The 20115-nt window shown below is 60.9% G+C and carries 17 protein-coding genes; 1 reads left to right on the top strand and 16 read right to left on the bottom strand.

What is annotated here, in order from left to right; translation table 11 throughout:
- Positions 1 to 44: 44 nt before the first annotated feature.
- The 11 genes from ugpC to BW978_RS20670 form a co-directional block, all read right to left on the bottom strand.
- On the bottom strand, positions 45 to 1136 hold the full coding sequence (gene ugpC, locus BW978_RS20720) for an ABC transporter ATP-binding protein (protein WP_076397735.1): 1092 nt from the start codon (positions 1134 to 1136) through the stop codon (positions 45 to 47).
- A gap of 11 nt (positions 1137 to 1147) precedes the next feature.
- On the bottom strand, positions 1148 to 3391 hold the full coding sequence (locus BW978_RS20715; protein WP_076397734.1) for a glycoside hydrolase family 2 protein: 2244 nt from the start codon (positions 3389 to 3391) through the stop codon (positions 1148 to 1150).
- Positions 3392 to 3400: 9 nt separating this feature from the next.
- Positions 3401 to 4222: a carbohydrate ABC transporter permease gene (locus BW978_RS20710; protein ID WP_083697668.1), complete on the bottom strand. Its 822-nt coding sequence runs from the start codon at positions 4220 to 4222 to the stop codon at positions 3401 to 3403.
- A complete protein-coding gene (locus BW978_RS20705; RefSeq protein WP_076397733.1) occupies positions 4219 to 5115 on the bottom strand; it encodes a carbohydrate ABC transporter permease in 897 nt (298 codons plus the stop codon). The genes BW978_RS20710 and BW978_RS20705 overlap by 4 nt, the downstream gene beginning before the upstream one ends.
- Before the next feature lie 129 nt (positions 5116 to 5244).
- On the bottom strand, positions 5245 to 6513 hold the full coding sequence (locus tag BW978_RS20700) for an ABC transporter substrate-binding protein (RefSeq protein WP_076397732.1): 1269 nt from the start codon (positions 6511 to 6513) through the stop codon (positions 5245 to 5247).
- A gap of 153 nt (positions 6514 to 6666) precedes the next feature.
- On the bottom strand, positions 6667 to 7737 hold the full coding sequence (locus tag BW978_RS20695; RefSeq protein WP_076397831.1) for a LacI family DNA-binding transcriptional regulator: 1071 nt from the start codon (positions 7735 to 7737) through the stop codon (positions 6667 to 6669).
- A gap of 183 nt (positions 7738 to 7920) precedes the next feature.
- The gene (locus tag BW978_RS20690; RefSeq protein WP_076397731.1) at positions 7921 to 8172 is read right to left on the bottom strand and encodes an acyl carrier protein; all 252 of its coding nucleotides are present in this window, start codon (positions 8170 to 8172) and stop codon (positions 7921 to 7923) included.
- 6 nt (positions 8173 to 8178) lie between these two features.
- Positions 8179 to 9663, bottom strand: coding sequence for a hypothetical protein (locus BW978_RS20685; protein WP_076397730.1), 1485 nt, complete (start codon positions 9661 to 9663; stop codon positions 8179 to 8181).
- A complete protein-coding gene (locus BW978_RS20680) occupies positions 9660 to 11228 on the bottom strand; it encodes an AMP-binding protein (protein WP_076397729.1) in 1569 nt (522 codons plus the stop codon). Before BW978_RS20680 ends, BW978_RS20685 begins: the two co-directional genes overlap by 4 nt.
- 80 nt (positions 11229 to 11308) lie before the next feature.
- A complete protein-coding gene (locus tag BW978_RS20675; protein WP_076397728.1) occupies positions 11309 to 12196 on the bottom strand; it encodes a hypothetical protein in 888 nt (295 codons plus the stop codon).
- Positions 12193 to 13368, bottom strand: coding sequence for a GNAT family N-acetyltransferase (locus tag BW978_RS20670; RefSeq protein ID WP_076397727.1), 1176 nt, complete (start codon positions 13366 to 13368; stop codon positions 12193 to 12195). The genes BW978_RS20675 and BW978_RS20670 overlap by 4 nt, the downstream gene beginning before the upstream one ends.
- 324 nt (positions 13369 to 13692) lie before the next feature.
- Between BW978_RS20670 and BW978_RS20665 the strand changes: the two genes are divergently transcribed.
- A complete protein-coding gene (locus BW978_RS20665; protein ID WP_076397726.1) occupies positions 13693 to 14718 on the top strand; it encodes a LacI family DNA-binding transcriptional regulator in 1026 nt (341 codons plus the stop codon).
- Positions 14719 to 14728: 10 nt separating this feature from the next.
- On the opposite strand, the gene BW978_RS20660 is transcribed toward BW978_RS20665, so the two are convergent.
- The 5 genes from BW978_RS20660 to BW978_RS20640 form a co-directional block, all read right to left on the bottom strand.
- Positions 14729 to 15766, bottom strand: a complete 1038-nt coding sequence (locus tag BW978_RS20660; protein ID WP_076397725.1) for a carbohydrate kinase family protein — start codon at positions 15764 to 15766, stop codon at positions 14729 to 14731.
- Positions 15766 to 16437, bottom strand: coding sequence for a D-lyxose/D-mannose family sugar isomerase (locus tag BW978_RS20655; RefSeq protein ID WP_076397724.1), 672 nt, complete (start codon positions 16435 to 16437; stop codon positions 15766 to 15768). Before BW978_RS20655 ends, BW978_RS20660 begins: the two co-directional genes overlap by 1 nt.
- A 9-nt stretch (positions 16438 to 16446) precedes the next feature.
- Positions 16447 to 17586: a Gfo/Idh/MocA family protein gene (locus BW978_RS20650; protein ID WP_076397723.1), complete on the bottom strand. Its 1140-nt coding sequence runs from the start codon at positions 17584 to 17586 to the stop codon at positions 16447 to 16449.
- Positions 17587 to 17611: 25 nt separating this feature from the next.
- Entirely contained in the window at positions 17612 to 18436 is an 825-nt protein-coding gene (locus tag BW978_RS20645; protein WP_076397722.1) for a class I fructose-bisphosphate aldolase, read from the bottom strand.
- Positions 18437 to 18644: 208 nt separating this feature from the next.
- Positions 18645 to 20108 (bottom strand): alanine/glycine:cation symporter family protein, encoded by a 1464-nt coding sequence (locus BW978_RS20640; protein WP_076397721.1) that lies wholly within the window; start codon positions 20106 to 20108, stop codon positions 18645 to 18647.
- Positions 20109 to 20115 lie beyond the last annotated feature (7 nt).

Here is a 20115-nt window from a genome sequence, read left to right as displayed (position 1 = left end):
ATTGTGTGACACGCCTTTTGCCGCCGCAAATCGGGCCCTGCCGTTTAGCGAATACGCCGCCCCGAGGCATCGAAGAGAAAACTGGTTTTCGCAGAAATCCCCACCGCGATCTCGTCGCCGTAGCGCGCCCCATGACGCCGCTCTTCCTGTTCGATGATGATCTGCTCGCCGGGCACCGTATGGGCGTAGACATAGCTGGTATTGCCGAGATGTTCGACAACATCGACATGCGCCATCATCTGCGTATCCCCGCTGCCATCAGGCAGGAAATGCTCGGGGCGCACCCCGACCGTCACGGCATCACCGACCTTTGGCGGGGTCCCGCAGGCAACCGTCAGCTGCGTATCCGGCCGCGCCTTCAGCGCCACCGTCACCTGTCCACCCTGCGCCTGAGCGACGACCGTGGCCGGCAGAAAGTTCATTCGAGGCGAGCCGATAAAGCCGGCGACAAACATGTTGTCGGGGTCATCATATAGGGCAAGCGGCGCACCGACCTGCTCGACAATGCCGCCGCGCATGACGACGATCTTGTCGGCCAGCGTCATCGCCTCGACCTGGTCATGCGTGACATAGACAATGGTGGCGTTCAGTTCCTTGTGCAGCCGGGCGATCTCGACGCGCATGTGCACGCGCAGCTCCGCATCGAGGTTCGACAACGGCTCATCGAACAGGAATACATCAGGCTGGCGCACGATGGCGCGGCCGATGGCGACGCGCTGGCGCTGGCCGCCCGACAAGGCTTTCGGCTTGCGGTCCATCAGCGCATCGAGTTCAAGGATCTTTGCCGCGGCATTGACGCGCTGCTTGATCTCGTCCTTCGCCATGCCGGCAAACCGAAGCGCAAACCCCATGTTTTCCCTCACTGTCATATGCGGGTAGAGCGCGTAGGTCTGGAACACCATGGCAATCCCGCGCTTGGATGGATCGACATCGTTCATCACGCTGCCGCCGATCGTCAGCTCGCCTACGGAAATGTCCTCGAGCCCCGCGATCATCCGGAGCAGCGTGGACTTGCCGCAGCCGGAAGGGCCGACGAAGACAACGAATTCCCCTGAGGAAACCTCGAGATTAACCCCCTTGATGACCTCGAGCGAGCCGTAGGACTTACGGATATCGGTGAGCCGGACCTCTGCCATTTAAGCCTCGCTCAGGTGACGTTCAAGGTGATGCGCTTGGTCCCGAAGGGACGGCAAGTCGCAGTCAGCGTCAAGTGACCGGCTTCGTTTCCGGCTTCAACATAGACGCCCACGGCGCCACCCTTGAAGGAGAGAAGCGAGGGTCCGACGATGCGGCCCGGACCTTGCAAGCTGACCTCGACCGGATCATCAAAGAAGCCCATGACATTGCCACCCTGGTCGAGCGCCCGCAGGATCACGCGCACCGTGTCCTTCTCGCCTGCCCTAAGCTCGGTGTCGTCAGCCGCGATTTCCAGCGTGGTCGGCAGCGGATCGGCCGGCAGATGGCGGCGGACTACTTCCTCGCCGTTGATGAAGCCGACGAGTTCTCCATCCCGCCAGGTCATGCCCCATTCGCCGAATTCTTCCGGCGTGACCATGCTGTGGTCGAGAATGCAGGGCGGATGCGGCAGATGCGGATAGGTCTTCCTGTCAGGCTCGATCCGCTTGACGATCTGGTCCATGCGGATTTCGACATAGTCACAATTGGTGAGCAATATCAGCGGCAGCACGCCGCCGATATTGCGCTCGCCACGCGCCCAGAAACTCACCGGCTGCAAGACCACGCCATCCTTAGGATCGCCCTGCGAGGCATAGGCGTAACCGGCGAATTTCGGCTCGCGATACATGTCGGTGACGCCGTGATAGCAGATGCGATCGCCGGAGCCGAAATCCTTGTGGGTGTTGTAGTCGAACATGCACCAGCCGGTGGAGCCCGAGATCGACGGGTCGCCTGCGGCCGCATTCAGGATCGCCAGATGCCGGCCGACATGCTCGGCCTGCCGCTGCTCCTGGTCGAAGCGCTTGGTCGGATACATGTGCCCGCCATATTCGGTGATCATGTAGGGCACCTTGCGGTCGAGCCCTGTCACCTCGCGCTGGTCGCGCAGCACCAGCCGCTCGCGATTGTGGCCCGGCAATTCCTCCATGCCGAGAATGAAGTCGTTCATGGTGTAAACGTCTTCGAGCAGCTCGCTTTCGGTGATGTAGCGCACGCCGCCGGTCTGGCGGGTCGTGTCGAGCGAACGCGCCATGGCATTGGTCGCGACATAGAAGTCGTGATCGTCCTGGCTCTCGTTGATACGCACACCCCAGATAATGATCGAGGGATGGTTCCAGTCGCGCTCGATCATCCGGCGAACATTTTGAACGCTCTCCGCCTTCCAGGCATCACCGCCGATATGCTGCCAGCCGGGAATTTCCTCGAAGACCAAAAGACCGATCTCGTCGCAGCGGTCGAGGAAGTATTTCGATTGCGGATAATGCGAGGTGCGGGCGATGTTGCAGGCCAGATCGAACTTCAGGATATCGGCATCCTTCTCCTGACCGCGACGGCCCATGGCATAGCCAAGATGCGGCCAGGCCTGATGGCGGTTGAGGCCGCGCAGCTTCACGACGCGACCGTTCAGCTTGAAGCCCTCAATCGTGTACTCGGCAGAGCGAAAGCCGAAGCGGCTCGTCGTCTCATCGGTACCGGCAGCGGTCTCAAGCGTAACGGTGAGGTGATACAGAGCAGGATTGTCGATATCCCAGAGCGTGATGCCCTTCAGCCCGGAGAGGCCGAGCGACACCTCTGCACCTGACACGGTCGCCTCGGTCCGCGCTATCTGCTGACCTGCACCATCCTTCAGAACCGCCGTGACCTTGCCGGAAAGCGACTGATCGTTCGGATTGGAAATCCAGACTTTCGCCGTCACCTGCTTGGTCTCGGCGAACACATCCGGCGTCTCGATCTTCACATTCTTGATCGAAACCGGCGCCGTCACCTTGAGCCAGACATCACGATAGATCCCGGCATAGGTGAGATAGTCGATCACGCCGCCAAAGGGCGGGATTTCAGGATTTTCCGAACCGTCGATCTTCACCGTCAGCAGGTTGTCGCCGGCCTCCAGATGCGGCGTGAGCCGGGCTTCGAACGGCGTGTAGCCATCCTTGTGCGCGGTGATTTCCGCACCGTTCAGATAGACAACGCTGTCCGCCATGGCCGCATCGAAAACCAGCGAGACTTCACGACCCTCGAAACGCGGATCCCAAGCCACGATCTTCTGATAGGTAAAGGCCTTCTGATAGCTCTTCTCATCGAAATAGTTGTAGGGGAGCTCTACCGCCGTATGGGGAAGCTGGACCTCTTCACCCGGCTGCGAAGCCGAGGCGAAAGCCGGTTCGAATCCGGCGCGAAAAGTCCAGTCTCGGTTGAAATTCTCGATAATGCGCATTTCAAAGTCCTATTTCACGGAGCCGAGCATGCCCTGAACGAATTGTCGTTGCATGGCGAAGAAGACGAGGAGGGTTGGAAGGGTGGCGAGGATCGTGCCGATCATCACGGTGCCGTATTCGGGCGAATAGGCGGAAGCGAGCGACGAGACCACCAGCGTGATCGTCTTGGTGTCGTTCGACTGCAGCACGATCAGCGGCCAGAGGTAGTTATTCCAGTTCAGCATGAAGACGATGACGAAGGCTGCCGCATAGGTGGAGCGCATGACCGGCACATAGATGTAGAAGAAGATCTGCCACTCCTTCAGCCCATCCACCTTGGCCGCATCGCGAAGCTCGGTCGGAAAGGCTTTTGAGGCCTGGCGGAAGTAGAAGATGATGAAGGCAGACGCGATCATCGGCAGCATGATGGCGATATGGGTATTCAACAGCCCCGCCTGCCCCATCAGCATGAAGAGCGGGATCATCAGCGCAGCAAACGGCACCATCAGCGTCAGCAGGATCACGGTATAGACGCGCTCCCGCAGCTTGGAGCGGAACATTTCGAAACCGTAACCGGCCAGCGACGAGACGAGCAGCGTCAGCGCCGTTCCAACAAGCGCGATCTTTACTGAGTTCCAGAACACCAGCGGCACATCCACCTGCGCGAAGAAGGACGCGATGTTATCGAAGAGCGCCGTGCCGAAGGTAACTTTGCCCCGGATGATTTGGCTCGTCGTATTGGTCGCCCCGATCACCATCCAGATGAAGGGGAAGATCGAAAGGAAGGCGGCAAGCGACAACACGCTATACTGCACGATGTCGGGCAGGCGGCGGCGAAGTGTTGTCATCATCGACGTTCCCTCGCGGCATAGAATTGCAGGAAAGAGAGCACCGCCACCATCAGCACGATGACATAGGAGACGGTCGCCGCATAACCGAAGCTCGGCATGAAGCGGAAGGTCAGATTGTAGATGTAAAGCGACAAGGTCAGCGTCGAATTGGCCGGCCCGCCCGTGCCTTCGGTGAAGTTGTAGACCTCGTCGAACAGCTGCAGCGTGCCGATCGTTGACGTGATGGTGGTGAACAGGATCACCGGTTTCAGCATCGGCACGGTGAGAAACGCAAAGCGCCCCCAGGACGGCACGCCGTCGATCTTCGCCGCCTCATAGATCGAGCGGTCGATATTCTGAAGTGCGGCCAGATAGAAGATCATGTTGTAGCCGGTCCAGCGCCAGGTAATGGCGATGATGATCAGCACCTTGGCCCAGAAGGGGTCGGTGAGCCAGCCGATAGGCTCCCCGATGATGCCGATGGCGAGCAGCGTGTTATTCACCACGCCGTCGAGCGAAAACATGCTCTTGAACAGGATGGAATAGGCGACCAGCGAGGCAACGCAGGGCAGGAAGATCATCGTCCGGAAGAGGCCGGAAAAGCGCAGCTTCGGATTGTTCAACATGGCCGCCAGGATCAGCGCCATGGTGATCATGATCGGCACCTGAATGATGAAGAAGATGACAGTGTTTTGCAGCGCCTGCCAGAAGACGGGATCGTTCCAGAGACGCACGAGGTTACCCGTGCCGGAGAACTTCAGCATCATTCCACGTCCCGAATACAGGGAGAGAACGAGCGAGCGGGCAATCGGATAGAGCATGAAGAGCGAGATCAGCGCGATGGCGGGCGCCACGAACAGCCATCCGTTGACGTCGTAATAGCGCTTCAAGCTGGATCTGGATGTGGTGGCCATGCGGTTATCCCCGAACCCGATCAGTGGTCACTGAACCTTGTTATGCGAAGGGAAGCCGCGCGACGTTTCCGCCGCGCGTCTCCGGGAGGACAGGGGTCCGCTCCTGAGAGAAAACCCCTGCGGGATAGCTTACTGGATCTGAGTGGCGGCCTGGCTTTCAATCGCCTTCAGGACATCATCGACCGGTGTTCCCTTGAGCAGCGCGGGGAAATTGGCGGTGACAGCCGTATCGAGCTCATTGGTGAAGATGCCGTAATTCACAGCCGGCACCTGCTCGAGCCAGTCGGCGAAATTCTGCCAAACCGTCTGACCACTGAAGAAATCATCCGGCTTCTGATAGGCTTCACCGGTGCGGGCAGCGAGCAGCGAACCGACGGCGCCGCGTTCGGTCAGGATCTTCTGGTAGAAGTCGAGATCCTTGGCATAGACCTCATTGAGGAAGTCGATCGCTTCATCCTTCTCGGCGGACGCTTCCAGCACATACCAGCTTGAACCACCGAGGTTCGATGCAGCTGTCGCACCCTCGATATTGAGCTTCGGGATCGCCGTCAGCGCCCATTTTCCGGCCTGGTCGGCCTGCGACTTGACCGTTCCGGTGATCCACACGCCCATCAGCACCGAGGCAACATCGCCCGATGTCAGCGCGCTGATACCGTCATTCCAGCCGCTGGTCGGCTTGGCCACACCTTCGTTGACGATCCGGGCCTGGGTTTCGAGTGCTGCCTTCAGCGCGGCGTTACCCGTGATGTTGAGACTGCCGTCCTCATTGAAATACCACTGGCCGCCGGACTGCATCATGATGCGGATCAGGCCGCCGTCATTACTGTCGAGCGCCATCATCTCATGGCCGGTCTTGGCCTTCACGTCCTTGCCGATCTCGATGAAGCGGTCCCAGGTCAGGTTCTCCATGTCGGAAGGCTTGTAGCCGGCCTGCTCCAGATAATCCGTGCGATAGTAAAGGCCGGTGACACCGGAATCGAAGGGCACGCCATAGACCTCGCCCTCGAGCGTCATCAGGTCGACCTTGTATTTGGCAAAGCCGGAATAGTCGATCTTGTCAGTCAGCGCGGCAAAGGAGCCGGGGAAGGACTGCAGATATTTCTGCGCGCCGTAATCCTCGATGAGAACGATATCCGGCAGCGTGTCGGTCATGCCGGAGGCCAGACCGGTCTGCAGCTTCTGCTCGACATCGGCCTTTGCGAAGTCGACGATGTTGAAGGTCGTGTCGGGGTTCTTCGCGGTATAGCGCGCTGCGGCTTCCTTCATGATCGCGACGTTGAAGTTCGGGTCCCAGCACCAGATGGTGACTTCACCGGCAAAGGCGGCCGTGCTGCAAAGAAGTGCTGCGCCGGCGACTGTGGCCGAAATCGAGCGCTTGAATGCGCGAGAATAATCCATGTCTTCCTCCCAAGATCTCGTTGAACGCGGCAGCTCCATCCCCTGCCTGACGGTCACTATCCCTGAAAATCGGAAGACAGCCAAGAAAATTTTTACTAAATATTTTGTGCACTGCAGTAAGTCACGAGGATCTCACAACCTTTCCACGAAGAGTTAAGTGCGCGCGGGCTTTCTCGCGCTGCCGCGCCAGACCATTTCGGTCGGCAGGGTGACATGCTTGGAATAGTCGCGCCCGTTCAGCCGCTCGACAAGCAGGTCGACAGCCACTTCGCCGATCAGCTCGCCGGGAATGCGCATGGTCGACAGCGGCGGGTTGAGAAATTGCGCCACAGGAATGTCGTTGAAGGCCACCACCGCGACATCATCCGGTATGGACATCCCAGCCTCCTGGATGGCCCTGTAGGTACCGATCGCCATATTGTCGTTTGCCGCCACGATGGCATCAGGGGGCGTATCGAGTGCCAGCAGCGATCTCGCCTGCTGATAGCCGGTCTCAAGCCGGAGGTTCTGGCCGAAGCGCTCGCTTTGCCCAAGCGCCATGAGCTCGGGCTGGTAGCTCCCGCGCGCCTCGTGCCATTCGATAAAGGCCTTGCAGCGCTGCTCTCCATGCATCAGTGCATCATTGTCCATCAGCTCGTAGCCGCCGACAAAGCCGATCCGGCGATATCCCGCCTGTTCCAGACTGTCGAGGATAATGGTCGTCGCCTCGCCCAAATCGGCGCGAACGCAGTCGAATTGCGGCATACGGGGATTGTAGTCGGCCATGATCAGATGCGGACAGACCTTGGCCATCGCCTCGATCTCGGCCTTGGGATGATGCCCGACCACGATCGCTGCGGAGATGCCCGTCAACATCGCAAGATCGACGGGCACATCGGGATTGAACACCCGTGCGATCTCGATCTTGTACTCGCGGCAGCGGGCCTCGATGCCGAGCCGCACACCGACATAATAGGGATCGACGAGCTCCTCCTGCGGCGCCAGGAAGTGAACGATGGCGACATGCGCCGACACGTCCGCATGGCTGGCCATCGGAATATTGAGCGGAGGAAGATGAGCGCTCTTGCGCGCGCGTGGCGTTGCATAGTTCAGCGCTTCGGCCGTTTCGATGATCGCCTGCCGCTTGGCCTCGGAGACCGACAGCGTCTGGTCGTAGTTCAAGACACGGGAGACGGTCCCCGACGAAACGCCGACGGCCTTCGCGATTTCCTTGATCGTCACCACGGCGGCCTGTCCCTCCTCCACCTGTTTCCCGAGGAAATTGGTAAACCTCAGGAAAATATTTACTAGGCCACTGCGGAGATCGATACAAGCACTTCCTTGAAGACGGACCGGACCTACGTAGAGCGCCGTCCTGACGAGACACGACGAAGTGGATTGCCGGGAAATCTGATCCGCCGTGAAGCCTTATCCTTGCGCCTCGCTGACAAAGGCTTCGATCTCGGCGAGACTGTCGAGACGGGTCACGTCGAAATCGGCGGCAGCCAGATCGATCCCGAAAGTCTCCTCGAGCAGCATCATCAGATGCGTGGCCGCGAGCGAATCCAGCCGTCCGCTGAAGAAGAGCGAATCCGTATCCAGAAGCGGCTGCCTGTCGCCGCGCTCTTCGAGCAGTCCCTGAACACGAGCACGGATGGATGCAATCTTGTCGGTGGTCATGGCAGGTCAAACTCCAAACAGGCCAAACAGGAAGTGGAAGCGATGCGACAGCTGGCCTTCGAGCCAGACGCTGTCGAAGATTTTCAGAAAGCAGAAGAACAGCGCCACATTGATCCGGGGCAGAACCTCGTGACGCCAGAGACCATCCGCCGGCGAGGTCTTGCGGCCCCAGATCTGCGAGATGATCAGACCCGCCGAGAGCAGACCGACATAAAAGGCCAGCGTCACAAAACGATCGAGTTCGTCGAACGGCGTCCCGTCTGCGAAGACATGGGAGACGAAGATCAGGTGGTAGAGGAAATTGCCGAACCCGGCCGCACAGAAGGTCGCGAACGCGATCCGGAGGCGTGGCGACGTCTTGAACCAGCGCATGAAGGCCGGATAGAAGAAGAAATCGACCAGAACCTCCTTGAAGTAATAGTAGTAGCGGTTCCAGAACTCGGCGATCGAGCGGGATGCCAGCGGGTTCACCGTATTGCGCGGAATGTTGTAGCCCATCATGCGCGCCACAGCGACGATCGCATGCCCCCAAGCGGCAATGATCAGCAGATCCACACCGTAATTGACGATCAAACCTGCCCATTGCAGGCCAAGGGGCATGGCCGCCGTATCTTCGGGATTAAGGATCATGAAGCCGAGTTTCGGCACACCCAGCATCTCATGAAACAGTGTCGTGGCCGCAAGCGCGGTCCAGCTGAGGATAGCCGTCCAGACGGCGAGTTTCAGTGCCTTCAGACGCGTCACCGCCAGGGCTTCATCATCCTTCGCCTCGAAGCGCTTGAGGAAGGACAGGCCCTTGCCGAACGGCGCGACATCACCGCCCCAGACCGGACGCATGTAGAGCGCCCGCACGCCGTCCGGTGCTGCAGCCTTGGCCTTCAGGTCAACGGCCGCATAGGCGAGAAACCAGAAGCAGGATGCCCAGACAGCGAGGAAAGCCCAGAGCATGGCATGCCCGTAGTCCCCCGGCGGCACAAAGGCGGCAACAGCAAGCACCGCGAGGAAGCCGACAAGCTGCACCAACACAGGACGGCGGGACCAGATGCCGCGGCTCTTCCGCTGGCCTGCGATCATCAGCTGCGCAAAACCGAGGAAAAGGACGACACCGGCCACCTGGAGGGCGAGCGGAGGCACGGACACGCCGTTACCGACCGCTGCCGCCAAGTCAACGACCAGCGTGTTCATGTCGGCCGTTCGGAAAGGCCGCAGCAACAGGAAGACCAGGCTCGACGTGATCAGAATGGTGAGCCGGCGCTCGGGCCAGCGCGCGGCAGCAAGAAGGGTCAATCCGATCAGTGCAAGTGCCGACAGACTGATCTGCAGGCTCACGGCAAGAGCCGCAAGGAAGAGTGCATGGATAAGAACCAGCCCGCGGATGGTCCCGGCAAAGCTGCGCGCTGCCGGATTGACGTCGATCGTCAACCAGGCACGCCGCCACTGCATGAGGCGGCTGAACGGGCGGAGTGGCTCCTGCTCGAAAACGATGCTCAAGACGCGCCCCCTTCGAGGAAGTCACGCAATGCGCGCCGATCCACCTTGCCGTTGATGTTGACGGGTAGCGTATCCTGGAGATGAATGGCTTCCGGAACCATGTAGCGCGGCAGCGACCGCAACATCTTCGCCTGGATCGATGCAGCCGTTTCATCACTGCCGGCGACGAATCCGACCAGCCCGGTGGCAGCGCCATCGACATGGGGCCAGGCCACGACCGCAACGACCGTGCTGTCCGCCGCCAGCCGCAGATGCGCCTCGACCTCTTCCAGCTCGATCCGGTTACCCTTGACCTTGACCTGGTTATCCGTCCGGCCAAGATGGTGGTAGATGCCCTCGGCATCGCACAGGCCGAGGTCCCCCGTCAGGTACCAGCGCTCACCATTCATGTCGCGGAAACGGTCCGCCGTCTGTTCCGGCGACGCAAAATAACCAATACCGACTTGCGGCCCGCCCAGCGCGATTTCTCCCGGCATACCCGGGGCCACCGGCTGCAGGTCAGGACCGAGGATGGCGATCTTGCCGTCGCTGAAGGGGGTTCCAATCGCCACCACCCCGCGCTCTGGCGTCAGCGGCATCTCGGCACCCACGCTTTGCCTGAGCATGACGACGGTGCATTCCGTTGGCCCATAGATATTCTCGACGGCGCTGTTTGGCGCGGCAACCTTCCAGGCCTCGACCGTCATGCCCGGCAGCGGCTCACCGCAAAAGACCGACAGGCGAATCGTCTCGAACAGTCCGGGCTTCAGTGAACCCGCCGTACGCATCATGTTGACGATCGTCGGCACCGACATCCAGGCCGTGATGCCATGGCTGCGAATGAAATGCTGCGGTGCCGATAGCTCAAGCGCCGACATCACATGCAGTGCGGCGCCCGATTCCAGTGTCAGGAACAGATTGTGGACACTGAGGTCGAAGGTAAGGTCATGCGCTTCGGCGACCCGGTCTTCTTTCCCAAGCGTCGTCCATGGGCGCGCCTGCACCAGATAGGACGCAAGAGAAGCGGCCGAGATCACCACGCCCTTGGGAAGCCCGGTCGTGCCGGAGGTGAAGATGATATAGGCCTCATGATCCGGCCCCACTATCGCGGGTTCGCCAAGCGGCGGGTCAGTCAGGGCGTCGAGCGGCGTGATCGCGGCATCCGCCGTTGCCGGCATATCGGCCTGCTCCGGTCCGATGATGATGGCGGGCGCGGCAGCCAGGACCTCCGGCGTCAGAAGGCCGATCCCATTGCGATCGACGATCAGCGCATCGAGCTCGAGCAGCCCCAGCAGCGTGACCAGCCGCTCCGGCGGCCATTTCTGGTTAAGCGGCACATAGGTCGCACCCGCCATGCAGGCGCCGAGTATGCCGACATAACCCTCGAGGCTTCGGGTGGCGAAAATCCCGACGCGCCGTTGCTTCAAACGCGGCGCCAGATGGCCGGCGAGGCGCGCAACCTTTTGCGCGAGGGCCTCATAGGTAAACTCGCGCCGCGCAACGACCAGGGCAGTCGCACCGGGATGAGCATGCGCGCCTTGCCAGAAGGGTGCGGCGATGTTGAAGTTTTCATGCGTTGTTTGCACTGGAACACCGTTCAAGATTAAGCCCGTGTCACTGACGTTTGTTATTCTGCCGGCGTTGATCGTTACCCTTCCGCGCACAGCTAGAAGTCGGCGGCAACCATGAGCGCCGAGGCCGCCGCAGCCGAGCCGACGGCCATCGAGAGCCAGGGTCGCTTCTGCGCGACATCGATGGTGAAAAGATTGAGCGGAAACAGGTGCTGATGTGGCTGTGGCGTCGCGCCCTGACGGGGTGCCGGCAGATACCACTCGTCATCGAACCACTGCCAATCATCCGCCCAGGTCCAGCAATCATGCCGCTTGTAGACAGAGGCCACCTCTTCCGCGAATGCTTTGTTGGTCGGCAGACGGATCGGCTGTCCGGGCGATGTCTGGAAGTATCGCATCGCCAGAGGCAGCGACCGATTGGTGCAATAATTCGACATCCAGAGATTGAAGCCGATCTCATCCCTCAGCCCTTGGAGCACGCGGAAGAGCTGGACATGTTCCTCATGTCCGTATTCGCCCCAGGGATTATGGGTGAAAACATTCATGCCCGGACGCAGGCGCTCACGCAGCAAGGTTTGTATCTTCACGAAGTTGTTCTGATAGGCCGTCAGCACACTATATTCGGCCACGCGCCGCTCACCCATGCCGACCTTGCCAAGCGCAAGGCGCGACATGCGCGTCAGTTCCCGTCGCTGGCTTTCGAAGCTGAGGACGAGACCATCCGGGCTTTCTCGCGGGTCATCCCAGTTGGCGCAGCCGGCAGCACCGGATTCCGCGATATTGAGGCAGCTGACGCCCGCGCGGGGAAAATCGTCAAGAGCGGCAGCTCGCTTTTCGCCGAGTCCCGGCTGGGCCCAGAAATCCCTGTAGACGATGATCACCTCATCGACGTCGTGCAGAATGGCATTGAACCACAGCAGTTCATCGTCCGGATGCGCCGCAACGATGACCGAATTCTCGAGGAATGCTGGGCGCGCGTTCATCCAATGTCCTCCCCGGATGTCTGGCGGCGGGCAAAAGGTGTCGTGGTTGTGGCAGCAGAAGCCTCGCGCCACCGCTCGCGCCAACGCATCGCGGCCAACGCCAATGCGCCGCGCACGGTCGGCGTATGGGTCAACACATGAAGGGGGGTGGCCACCGTGCCGAAATCTGCCTTGAAGGGCTCATCGCCAATGGTGAAGTCGAAGATCTCGCCACCGGCCTCGATCCAGTCGCCGATCATCCCATCATAGAGCAGCAGGCCCGGCGAATGGCGCCCATGGGTCTGGTAATCGCAGCCGATCAGCAGGTAGTGGAGCCGTCCGCCAAACGCGAGACAGAAGGTATAACCGATCGCCTCGCGGCCGAGTTCGAGCGCATAGACTCGGGCAAAACCTGCCTGCTCCCCGGATTGCGCAACGGCGCTGTAGAAAGCTTGCGCTGCGGGCGCGGCAATCACGTCCTGCTCGAAACGGCCCTCGCGCAGCTGAGCCAGCCGCTCCATCGCGCGGGCGATCGCCTGCGCTCCCTGAACGACAACAAGCCTTGCCCCTTCCGTCTTGAAGAAGCGCTTGCGTTTGCGGGCAAGATAGCGCGCGAAACTGTCGGTCAGCGCCTCTTCTCGCCACTGCTCCATCGGCGCCAGGAGTGCCGTGGCATGCGCCGAAAAGCCGAGTGTCTTCGTGCTGCCCGGCAGGAACGCCTGCCATAGCGCAAGATGCTCATCGCGGATCGGTTTCACCCGCAAGATGTCATGTGATGGCAAGGCAGCGGCAACACATGCGCGGAGCGCAGCATGATCATTCTGCCTCTCCCACCAGTCGGGATCAACCACCGGCGCCGCATAGTCACTAACGCCGAGATCCGCACTTTCAAGGATCGTCACGCCGGAGAGCTTCCGGGCAATCATCGGAAGGACGAAACACGGAGGCTCGCCAGGCCCCGGCCGTCCGACGAGCGTCACGCATCGCGCGCGCCGCGCCGGGGCAAGATGACGGTGGAAGGCCTGGAGCCAGAGCGGATGCTGGAAAGCCGACGCATTCGAGCGCGCATGCAGTGCCGCATAGTCGGCAGACTGGAAGAAGGCTTCCGTCACGGCCTCGACGACGAACGACGTTTCTGCCCCCGTATAGGCGTGGCCTGCCTCAGTCAGACGTGGATCGCTTGCAATAACCATGCACCGATCCCTATCAAACAGCCACGAAAGGCAGATTAACGGCAAGCGAACGTTCGGAATTATCGTGAATCTTAAGTAAAATGCACCTCTCTTTGCAAAGCAACGGGACGACATAGCGTGAGAGCACGCGGCCGCAAGCGAATGATCAGGCAAACGCTCTTCGAGACACTGGTGCGGCGCCCAAGCGATAGCTGAAGAGACAGCATACTCGAAGACGAGGCGAGCGCCCCTCTCCGCTAGTCTTGGCCGATGATACAATCGCGACTTGCCGGGGCCCGCAATTCTGCGTACTCCGATCACCATAACGGATGCGGGAATACCGGAATGGCTGCCAGTATCAGGACGATCGCGAAGGTTGCCGAAACGTCGGTATCATCAGTCTCGCGCGTCCTGAACAACAGTGGCTATGTCTCCCCAGAGGTGCGCCAGCGCGTGGAAGCCGCGATCAGGGACCTCAACTATGCGCCCAGCAAGGGCGCTCGCATGCTGCGCGGCGAAGCGAGCCGGATGATCGGCCTTATGCTGCCCTCCATCGATGTCCCCTTCTTCGGCATTCTTGCAAACACCATCGAGCGCGAACTTTTCGAACGCGGCTATCACACCCTGATCTGCAGTTCGGCGGAAAACGAAGAGCACGAGGCCCGCTATGTCGCGATGCTGCGCGCGCAAAGGGTGGAGGGTGTCATTGTCGCCAGCGCCTATGGCGGCACCGCGCATCTCCAGCCGCTGGTCAGTTCCGGGATCCCCGTGATCGCGATCGACCGCGAACTCGTCGGCATATCGGACGATACCGTGATGGCCGACCATGTCGAAGGCGGACGCATGATGACCCGGCACCTCGTGGATCTCGGCCATCAGAAGATCGCCGTTGTCGGGGCGCCGGGACACAGCCAGCCGATCCGGCTTCGCATGGAAGGCATTCGGGCCGTGCTGCGCGAACATAGACTTGCACCGGCCATCGAAGCGATCGGCGAGGATCACAGCTTCGCCGCCACCTACGCGCTGGCGCAATCCGTTCTGCTAGATCACGCCGACATCACCGCGATCATAGGAACCACGGATATTGCAGCAATCGCAGCGATCCACGCCGTGCGTGACAGCGGCCGCAAGGTACCGAACGATTGCTCTGTCATCGGCTTCGACGACCTGCCGGAGGCAGCCTATGTCCTGCCGCAGCTGACAACGGTGGCTCAGCCGATCCGCGCTGTCGCACTCGAAGCGACCCGCAGGCTCGAAGAACGCCTGCAGGACCATAGGCAGGATCTGGAACGCCGGCCCGCATCGCTCACGCGCATGCCCGTTGACCTGGTCATCCGGGAATCGACCGGGCCAGCCTCTGCAGACAGGTGATATCAGGCGTTCAGATTTCTGCGAGCAGGACCGACATGTCGGGTATGCCGTCGGTGGCGGACGCGCCGCCGAGACAATGGACCGCCGCGCGATGGGCGACAGCAGGAATGGTCTCAATCGGCCAGCCCTCGTGCAGACCGTAAAGGACCGCCGCGCAGAAGGCATCTCCCGCCCCGACGGGGCTGACGATGGCGGCCGGATCGACGGCAAGTGCGGGGGTAACAACCGGAGCCTTGTCGGGCGAAAGCCAGATGGAGAGCTCCGGTGCATGAATGACAACACCTTGCGCCACCCCGCCGTCCAGAAGCCGCTGACCGGCCTCTTCCACAGCTGACAGCAGCAGAGTGCCCGACTTGTCGCGGACGGCCACACCCGTTGCGCGTCCGGCTTCGGTCTCGTTGACGATCACATAATCGCAATGGGGCAGTGCAACGGCGACCTGGTCGGCAAAGGCGGGATCCTCGCTGGAGACGAAATCGACGCAAGTCGTCAGCCCCGCTTCGCGTGCCGCCTTCAAAAGCCGCGCCGCCCCGGAAGAGCCGCTTGCATCCTTCCGGTCGAGAGCCGGCAGGAGCATGAGATAGCCGAGATAGAAGATCCTGTGTCCACTGGCTGCAAAAGCGGCAGGGTCGATGAGATCGTCCGTCAGCAGGTCGTTGGAGCCGCCGTGATAGAAGAAGGTGCGGCTTTGGCCCGGCACGTTCATGACATGGGTATGTGCAGTCGCCTGGCCATCGAGAACACGGAGACCGGCAATGTCGATGCCGAGGGCCGCATGACGATCCCGGACATACGCGCCGTCCCGATCGTCTCCCAAGGCACCCGCCACCGAAAGTCGTCCCTTGAACCCAAGCGAAGCGAGGTCGGTCACCACATTGGCCGCACCGCCGCCGACGCCCATGTCCTGGTGCAGAATATGCGCAAGGCTGCCCTGTTCCGGCCAGTAGGACAAAGTGTGGATACGATCGACGATGAAGTTGCCGACGCAGACGATGCCACCAGCCGTTCCGGTGTCTTGTCTGATTTGAACCTCCTCCCCGGCTCTCATCAGACAGTCCCCTCGTTCCAGAGAGGTCTGAACGCTGGCTCATCCTCCTCGATCTCGGCGAAACGGCCGATGGGTTCGAGGAAGTAGTTGTCGGTCCTGTCGTCGTTGACCTGGCTGACCTCGCCGACCAGCACCGGGCCCTTGCCCGTGGCGCCATAGAAGCGGTGGTAGAGACCCGTGGGAATGGTGACGCTCTGGCCAGGACACAGACCCAGAGGCTCCCAGGTCTGGAGACGCTGCTCGATGCCGTCGACCAAGACAGAGACCTCGGATTCGGTGACCTTGCCCGTCGCATCAGCCGCACAGAATTCGATGACGAGATCGCCACCCGCCCGGTTGATGATGTCCTCTTGCTTCGCCTTGTGCAGATGGGCCGGGGTCAACTGGCCTTCCTGGATGAAGAGCAGCTTTTCCGCATAGCTGCGCTCGCCCTCCATACCGAGGATGCCATTGCGCAGGCAAAAGAGCACGAGCCCCTGCTCGACAAAGCGGCCGGAGCCAAAGTCGGTAACGTCCCAGCCGAGCTGTCGGCTGGCCAGATAGCGCGAGGCCTCGGGATGGGCTGCAAAGTCGGCAGCGCCCCACTGCCCCCAGACGGGCAGGGACCAGCGCCAAGTCTCGAGCATTCCGATGGCGAACTGCAGGGCTTCGTTGATCTCGGAGCGTCTCATGGCCCCGCCTCAATCATAGTCGACAGAAACGACCCGGTTTTCCAGACCGGATTGCAGCGCCGCCGTCAGCACGGCGTGGTGGGCAGCCGCTTCTGCGGGGCTTGCACAGGGGAAGCCGTTCGCCGTACCACCCGCCAGTTCGTCGACGAAGGCCGCCCACATTTGCTGGATTGCATCGGCGAAGCCGAATTCGAAGATCTTGCCGGTGATGGCGGGGAAGACCGAGCCATAGCCAAGGTCTTCCGTGTTCCAGGACTGGGTGCTGCCCTGGTAATCCATCCACTGCCACTGGCGCGGCTGCTTGGTCGAAAAGAAGGCGCTCTTCTTCATGCCGAGGATACGGATGTACCAGGTGTTGGATTCGCCGGGTGCGATGCGCCAGGTCTTGAGAACCAGAGGAAAATCCTGGTCGGCGGTGCGCACGCGGCTGCTGATCGTCGCATTGTCCCAGGTCGTGCAAGGCACCCGGTTGCCCTTGCCATCCGGGCGCTCGGTGATCCGCTTGACGAGATTGGCATGCAACGTGTCCGGCCGCCAGCCAAGCCGCAAGGGAACATGCAGGACATGCATGCCCAGATCCCCCATGCAGCCATAGGCGCCGTTGACATGCTCCATGCGCTTCCAGTTGATCGGCTTGTTGGGGTCGATGTCGGAGGAATGCAGAAAGCCGGCTTCGACCTCGAGAATGTCGCCCATCTCGCCACTCGCCGCCATGGCAATGACCTTCTGCGCGCCGGGGAAGAAAGGCATTTCTGACGAGCAGCGGACGATGAGTTCCGGATGCTCGGCAAGAACAGCCATGATCGCCCTGTTCTGTGCCAGATCCATCCCGAAAGGCTTTTCACCCAGCAGATGTTTTCCGGCCTTGAGAATGTCCGTGTAGAAGTCGGCGTGCAGGACATGCGGAACGGCGCAGTAGATGGCGTCGACTTCCGGATTGGCGAGAAGTTCGCGGTAGTCAGTGGTTGCCTGTCGAACGGAGGGAACGTGGGTCTGGAACCACGCCATCAGTTCCGTATTGGTGTCACAGACGGCGACGATCTCTGGCCTAGCCTTGGCGTCAGTCAGATGCATCCAGCGCGCAGCGGCGCTGGCAAATTCGCGTCCCATCAGGCCGCAGCCGATGACGCCGAAACGAAAGGTCTTCATGGGTTCCTCCTCCCGTCACGCAATCTCAGGCGAGATGGCGCGACGCTTCCTCCGCCGTTACGCCGTCATGCACGATCGCCATCAGCGCCCGCGTCATGCCGCCCGGATTGGCATGCTGGATGACATTGCGGCCGTAGACGATGCCGCGGGCTCCCTGTTCCATCAGTACTTTGGTACGCGATAGAATTTCCTCATCGGAGACCCTGCCCCCGCCGCGCACGAGCACCGGCAACCCTTGAGCGATCTCGATCACCCGATGATATTCCGCAACGTCGTCGCAGGGGTCGGCCTTGATGATGTCGGCGCCGAGTTCGGCGGCCTGGCGGACCAGCGGCAGGATCTTGTCGATTGCGCCATCAACCATATAGGCGCCCTTGGAATTGTCCTGCATGACCAGCGGCTCCACCATCAGCGGCATGCCGTAGATCTCGCATTCGCGTTTGAGGCTGTTCACGTTGCGCACGCAGGCCCGATAGACCTCGGGCTGGTTGGGCAGCATCAGCAGATTGACCACGACACAGGCGGCATCAAGCGCGATTGCCTGCTCGACCGGACGATCGATCACCTCGGAGAACAGCGCACTCGGCAGCGGGTTGCCATAGATGTTGGCAATATCGGTACGCAGCACGAGGGCGGGGCGAGCCTTGCCCGGGATCGACTGCAGCATGGGCGCCGTACCCGGCGGCAGTTGGATCGCATCAGGGCCTGCCGCAGCGATGACCTCGATGGCTTTGCGCATGTTCTCGATACCGGCGAGAAACGTGCGTTCATTGAACATGCCATGATCGATGGCCACGTCGAAGCAGTTTCCAGACGTGCCGAAAAGGCGGTTCAACCGCGCCTGTTTCATGGTTATCTCCTCCCGATGTGGTAACGTTTCCACACAGGCTAGTAGCGTGCCCATAGCGTGTCAACGGAAATGATGGGGACGCTCCCCTAGCGAGGCGAGCACAAAAATGCCGCCCCGGAAAACCGAGGCGGCATCAATCAGCCGACAATGTCATCAATCGCTTCGAGATGTTTACTTGGGCCGCTTTAGCGCCGCCCCACAAACACGCTCAAGCCTTGGCGAGAGCGCCCCCGTTCGGCCCTGCCACGCTTTGCGCATGCGGCCAGGCGGAGTGATCAAGATCGAGATCGGGAAACGCCGTCGGTTCAAAGACCGGCCGCTCCACACCGGCCTTCAGCTGCGCGCGGAAATCGTCGAGGATCCGCAAGGCGACGGGGAAGAGCATCAGGATGACGGTGAGGTTGACCACCGCGAGCACGCCCATCAGCGGATCGGAGAAGAAGAAGACCGCCGTTGCGCCCGGAGCCGTTGCGCCTAAGAAGACGACGATGACGATGGCAAACCGCAACACATGCAAGGCGCCCGGCCGTGAGGTCATGACCTTCAGGGCCGTCTCACCGAGATAGTAGTTGTAAATGATCGAACTGAAGGCGAAGAGCAGGATGGCGAAAGTCAGGAAATACTGCGACCACTCGCCGACCTGGCTGACCAGCGATTGCTGGGTGAGCACGATGCCGTCGATGCCTTCCACGCCCGGCTGATAGACGGGGCTGAGCAGGATGATGAAGGCCGTGCAGGTGCAGATCACGATGGTGTCGATGAACACCGAGAAGGACTGAGTGATGCCTTGGCTGATCGGGTGGCGGACATCGGCCGTCGCCGCCACGTTCGGGGTGGAGCCGAGGCCCGCCTCGTTTGAGAACAGTCCGCGGCGAAGTCCTTGCGCCAGGGCAGCGCCGAAGCCGCCGCCGACAACCTCTTCCAGGCCAAAGGCATTGGCAATGATCGACCAGATGACGCCCGGAATCTCCGTGATATTGGACAGGATCACCAGCAGTGTCAGGCCGATATAGATGAAGGCCATGATCGGAATGATCACGTCCGCGACCTTCGCGATACGGCGGATGCCGCCATAGACGATGAAGCCGGTGATGATCGCAAGACCGATGCCGCTCCAGACACGCTCGACGCCGAGGCTGTCATAGACGGCACCGGCAAAGGTATTGCCCTGGAAGGCGTTGAAACCAAAAGCGAATGCCAGCATCAGGCAGACGGCATAGACCACGGCCAGCCATTTGTGCTTCGCACCGAGCCCATAGATGATGTAGCCGGCAGGCCCGCCCTGATAGGTGCCGTCGCCGTTGGAACGCTTGTAAAGCTGGGCAAGCGTCGATTCGACCAAGCTCGTCGCCATGCCGATGATTGCAATCGCCCACATCCAGAAGACGGCACCCGGCCCTCCGAGCGTGATCGCGACCGCAACACCTGCAATGTTACCGCCACCGACGCGTCCACCGACCGACACGAGCAGAGCCTCGCGTGCGCTGATCGCATTCGGATCGCCGGTCTGGTTCTTCGCAAAAAGCACGCGGAACATGCGCTTGAAGAACCTAATCTGCACGAACCCGGTCATCACCGTGATGAACACGCCGAAGACAACGAGCATCGGGATCAAAGCCCATCCCCATGTGAGATCCTCGACCAGTCCGAAAAATCCGGTGATGATATCCATGCGTCTA

It is taken from the genome of Rhizobium sp. RU33A (genome assembly GCF_900156055.1).
Taxonomy (GTDB): domain Bacteria; phylum Pseudomonadota; class Alphaproteobacteria; order Rhizobiales; family Rhizobiaceae; genus Allorhizobium.
Note: the sequence above shows the minus strand (reverse complement) of the source record. Positions and strands in the feature narration are given on the sequence as shown.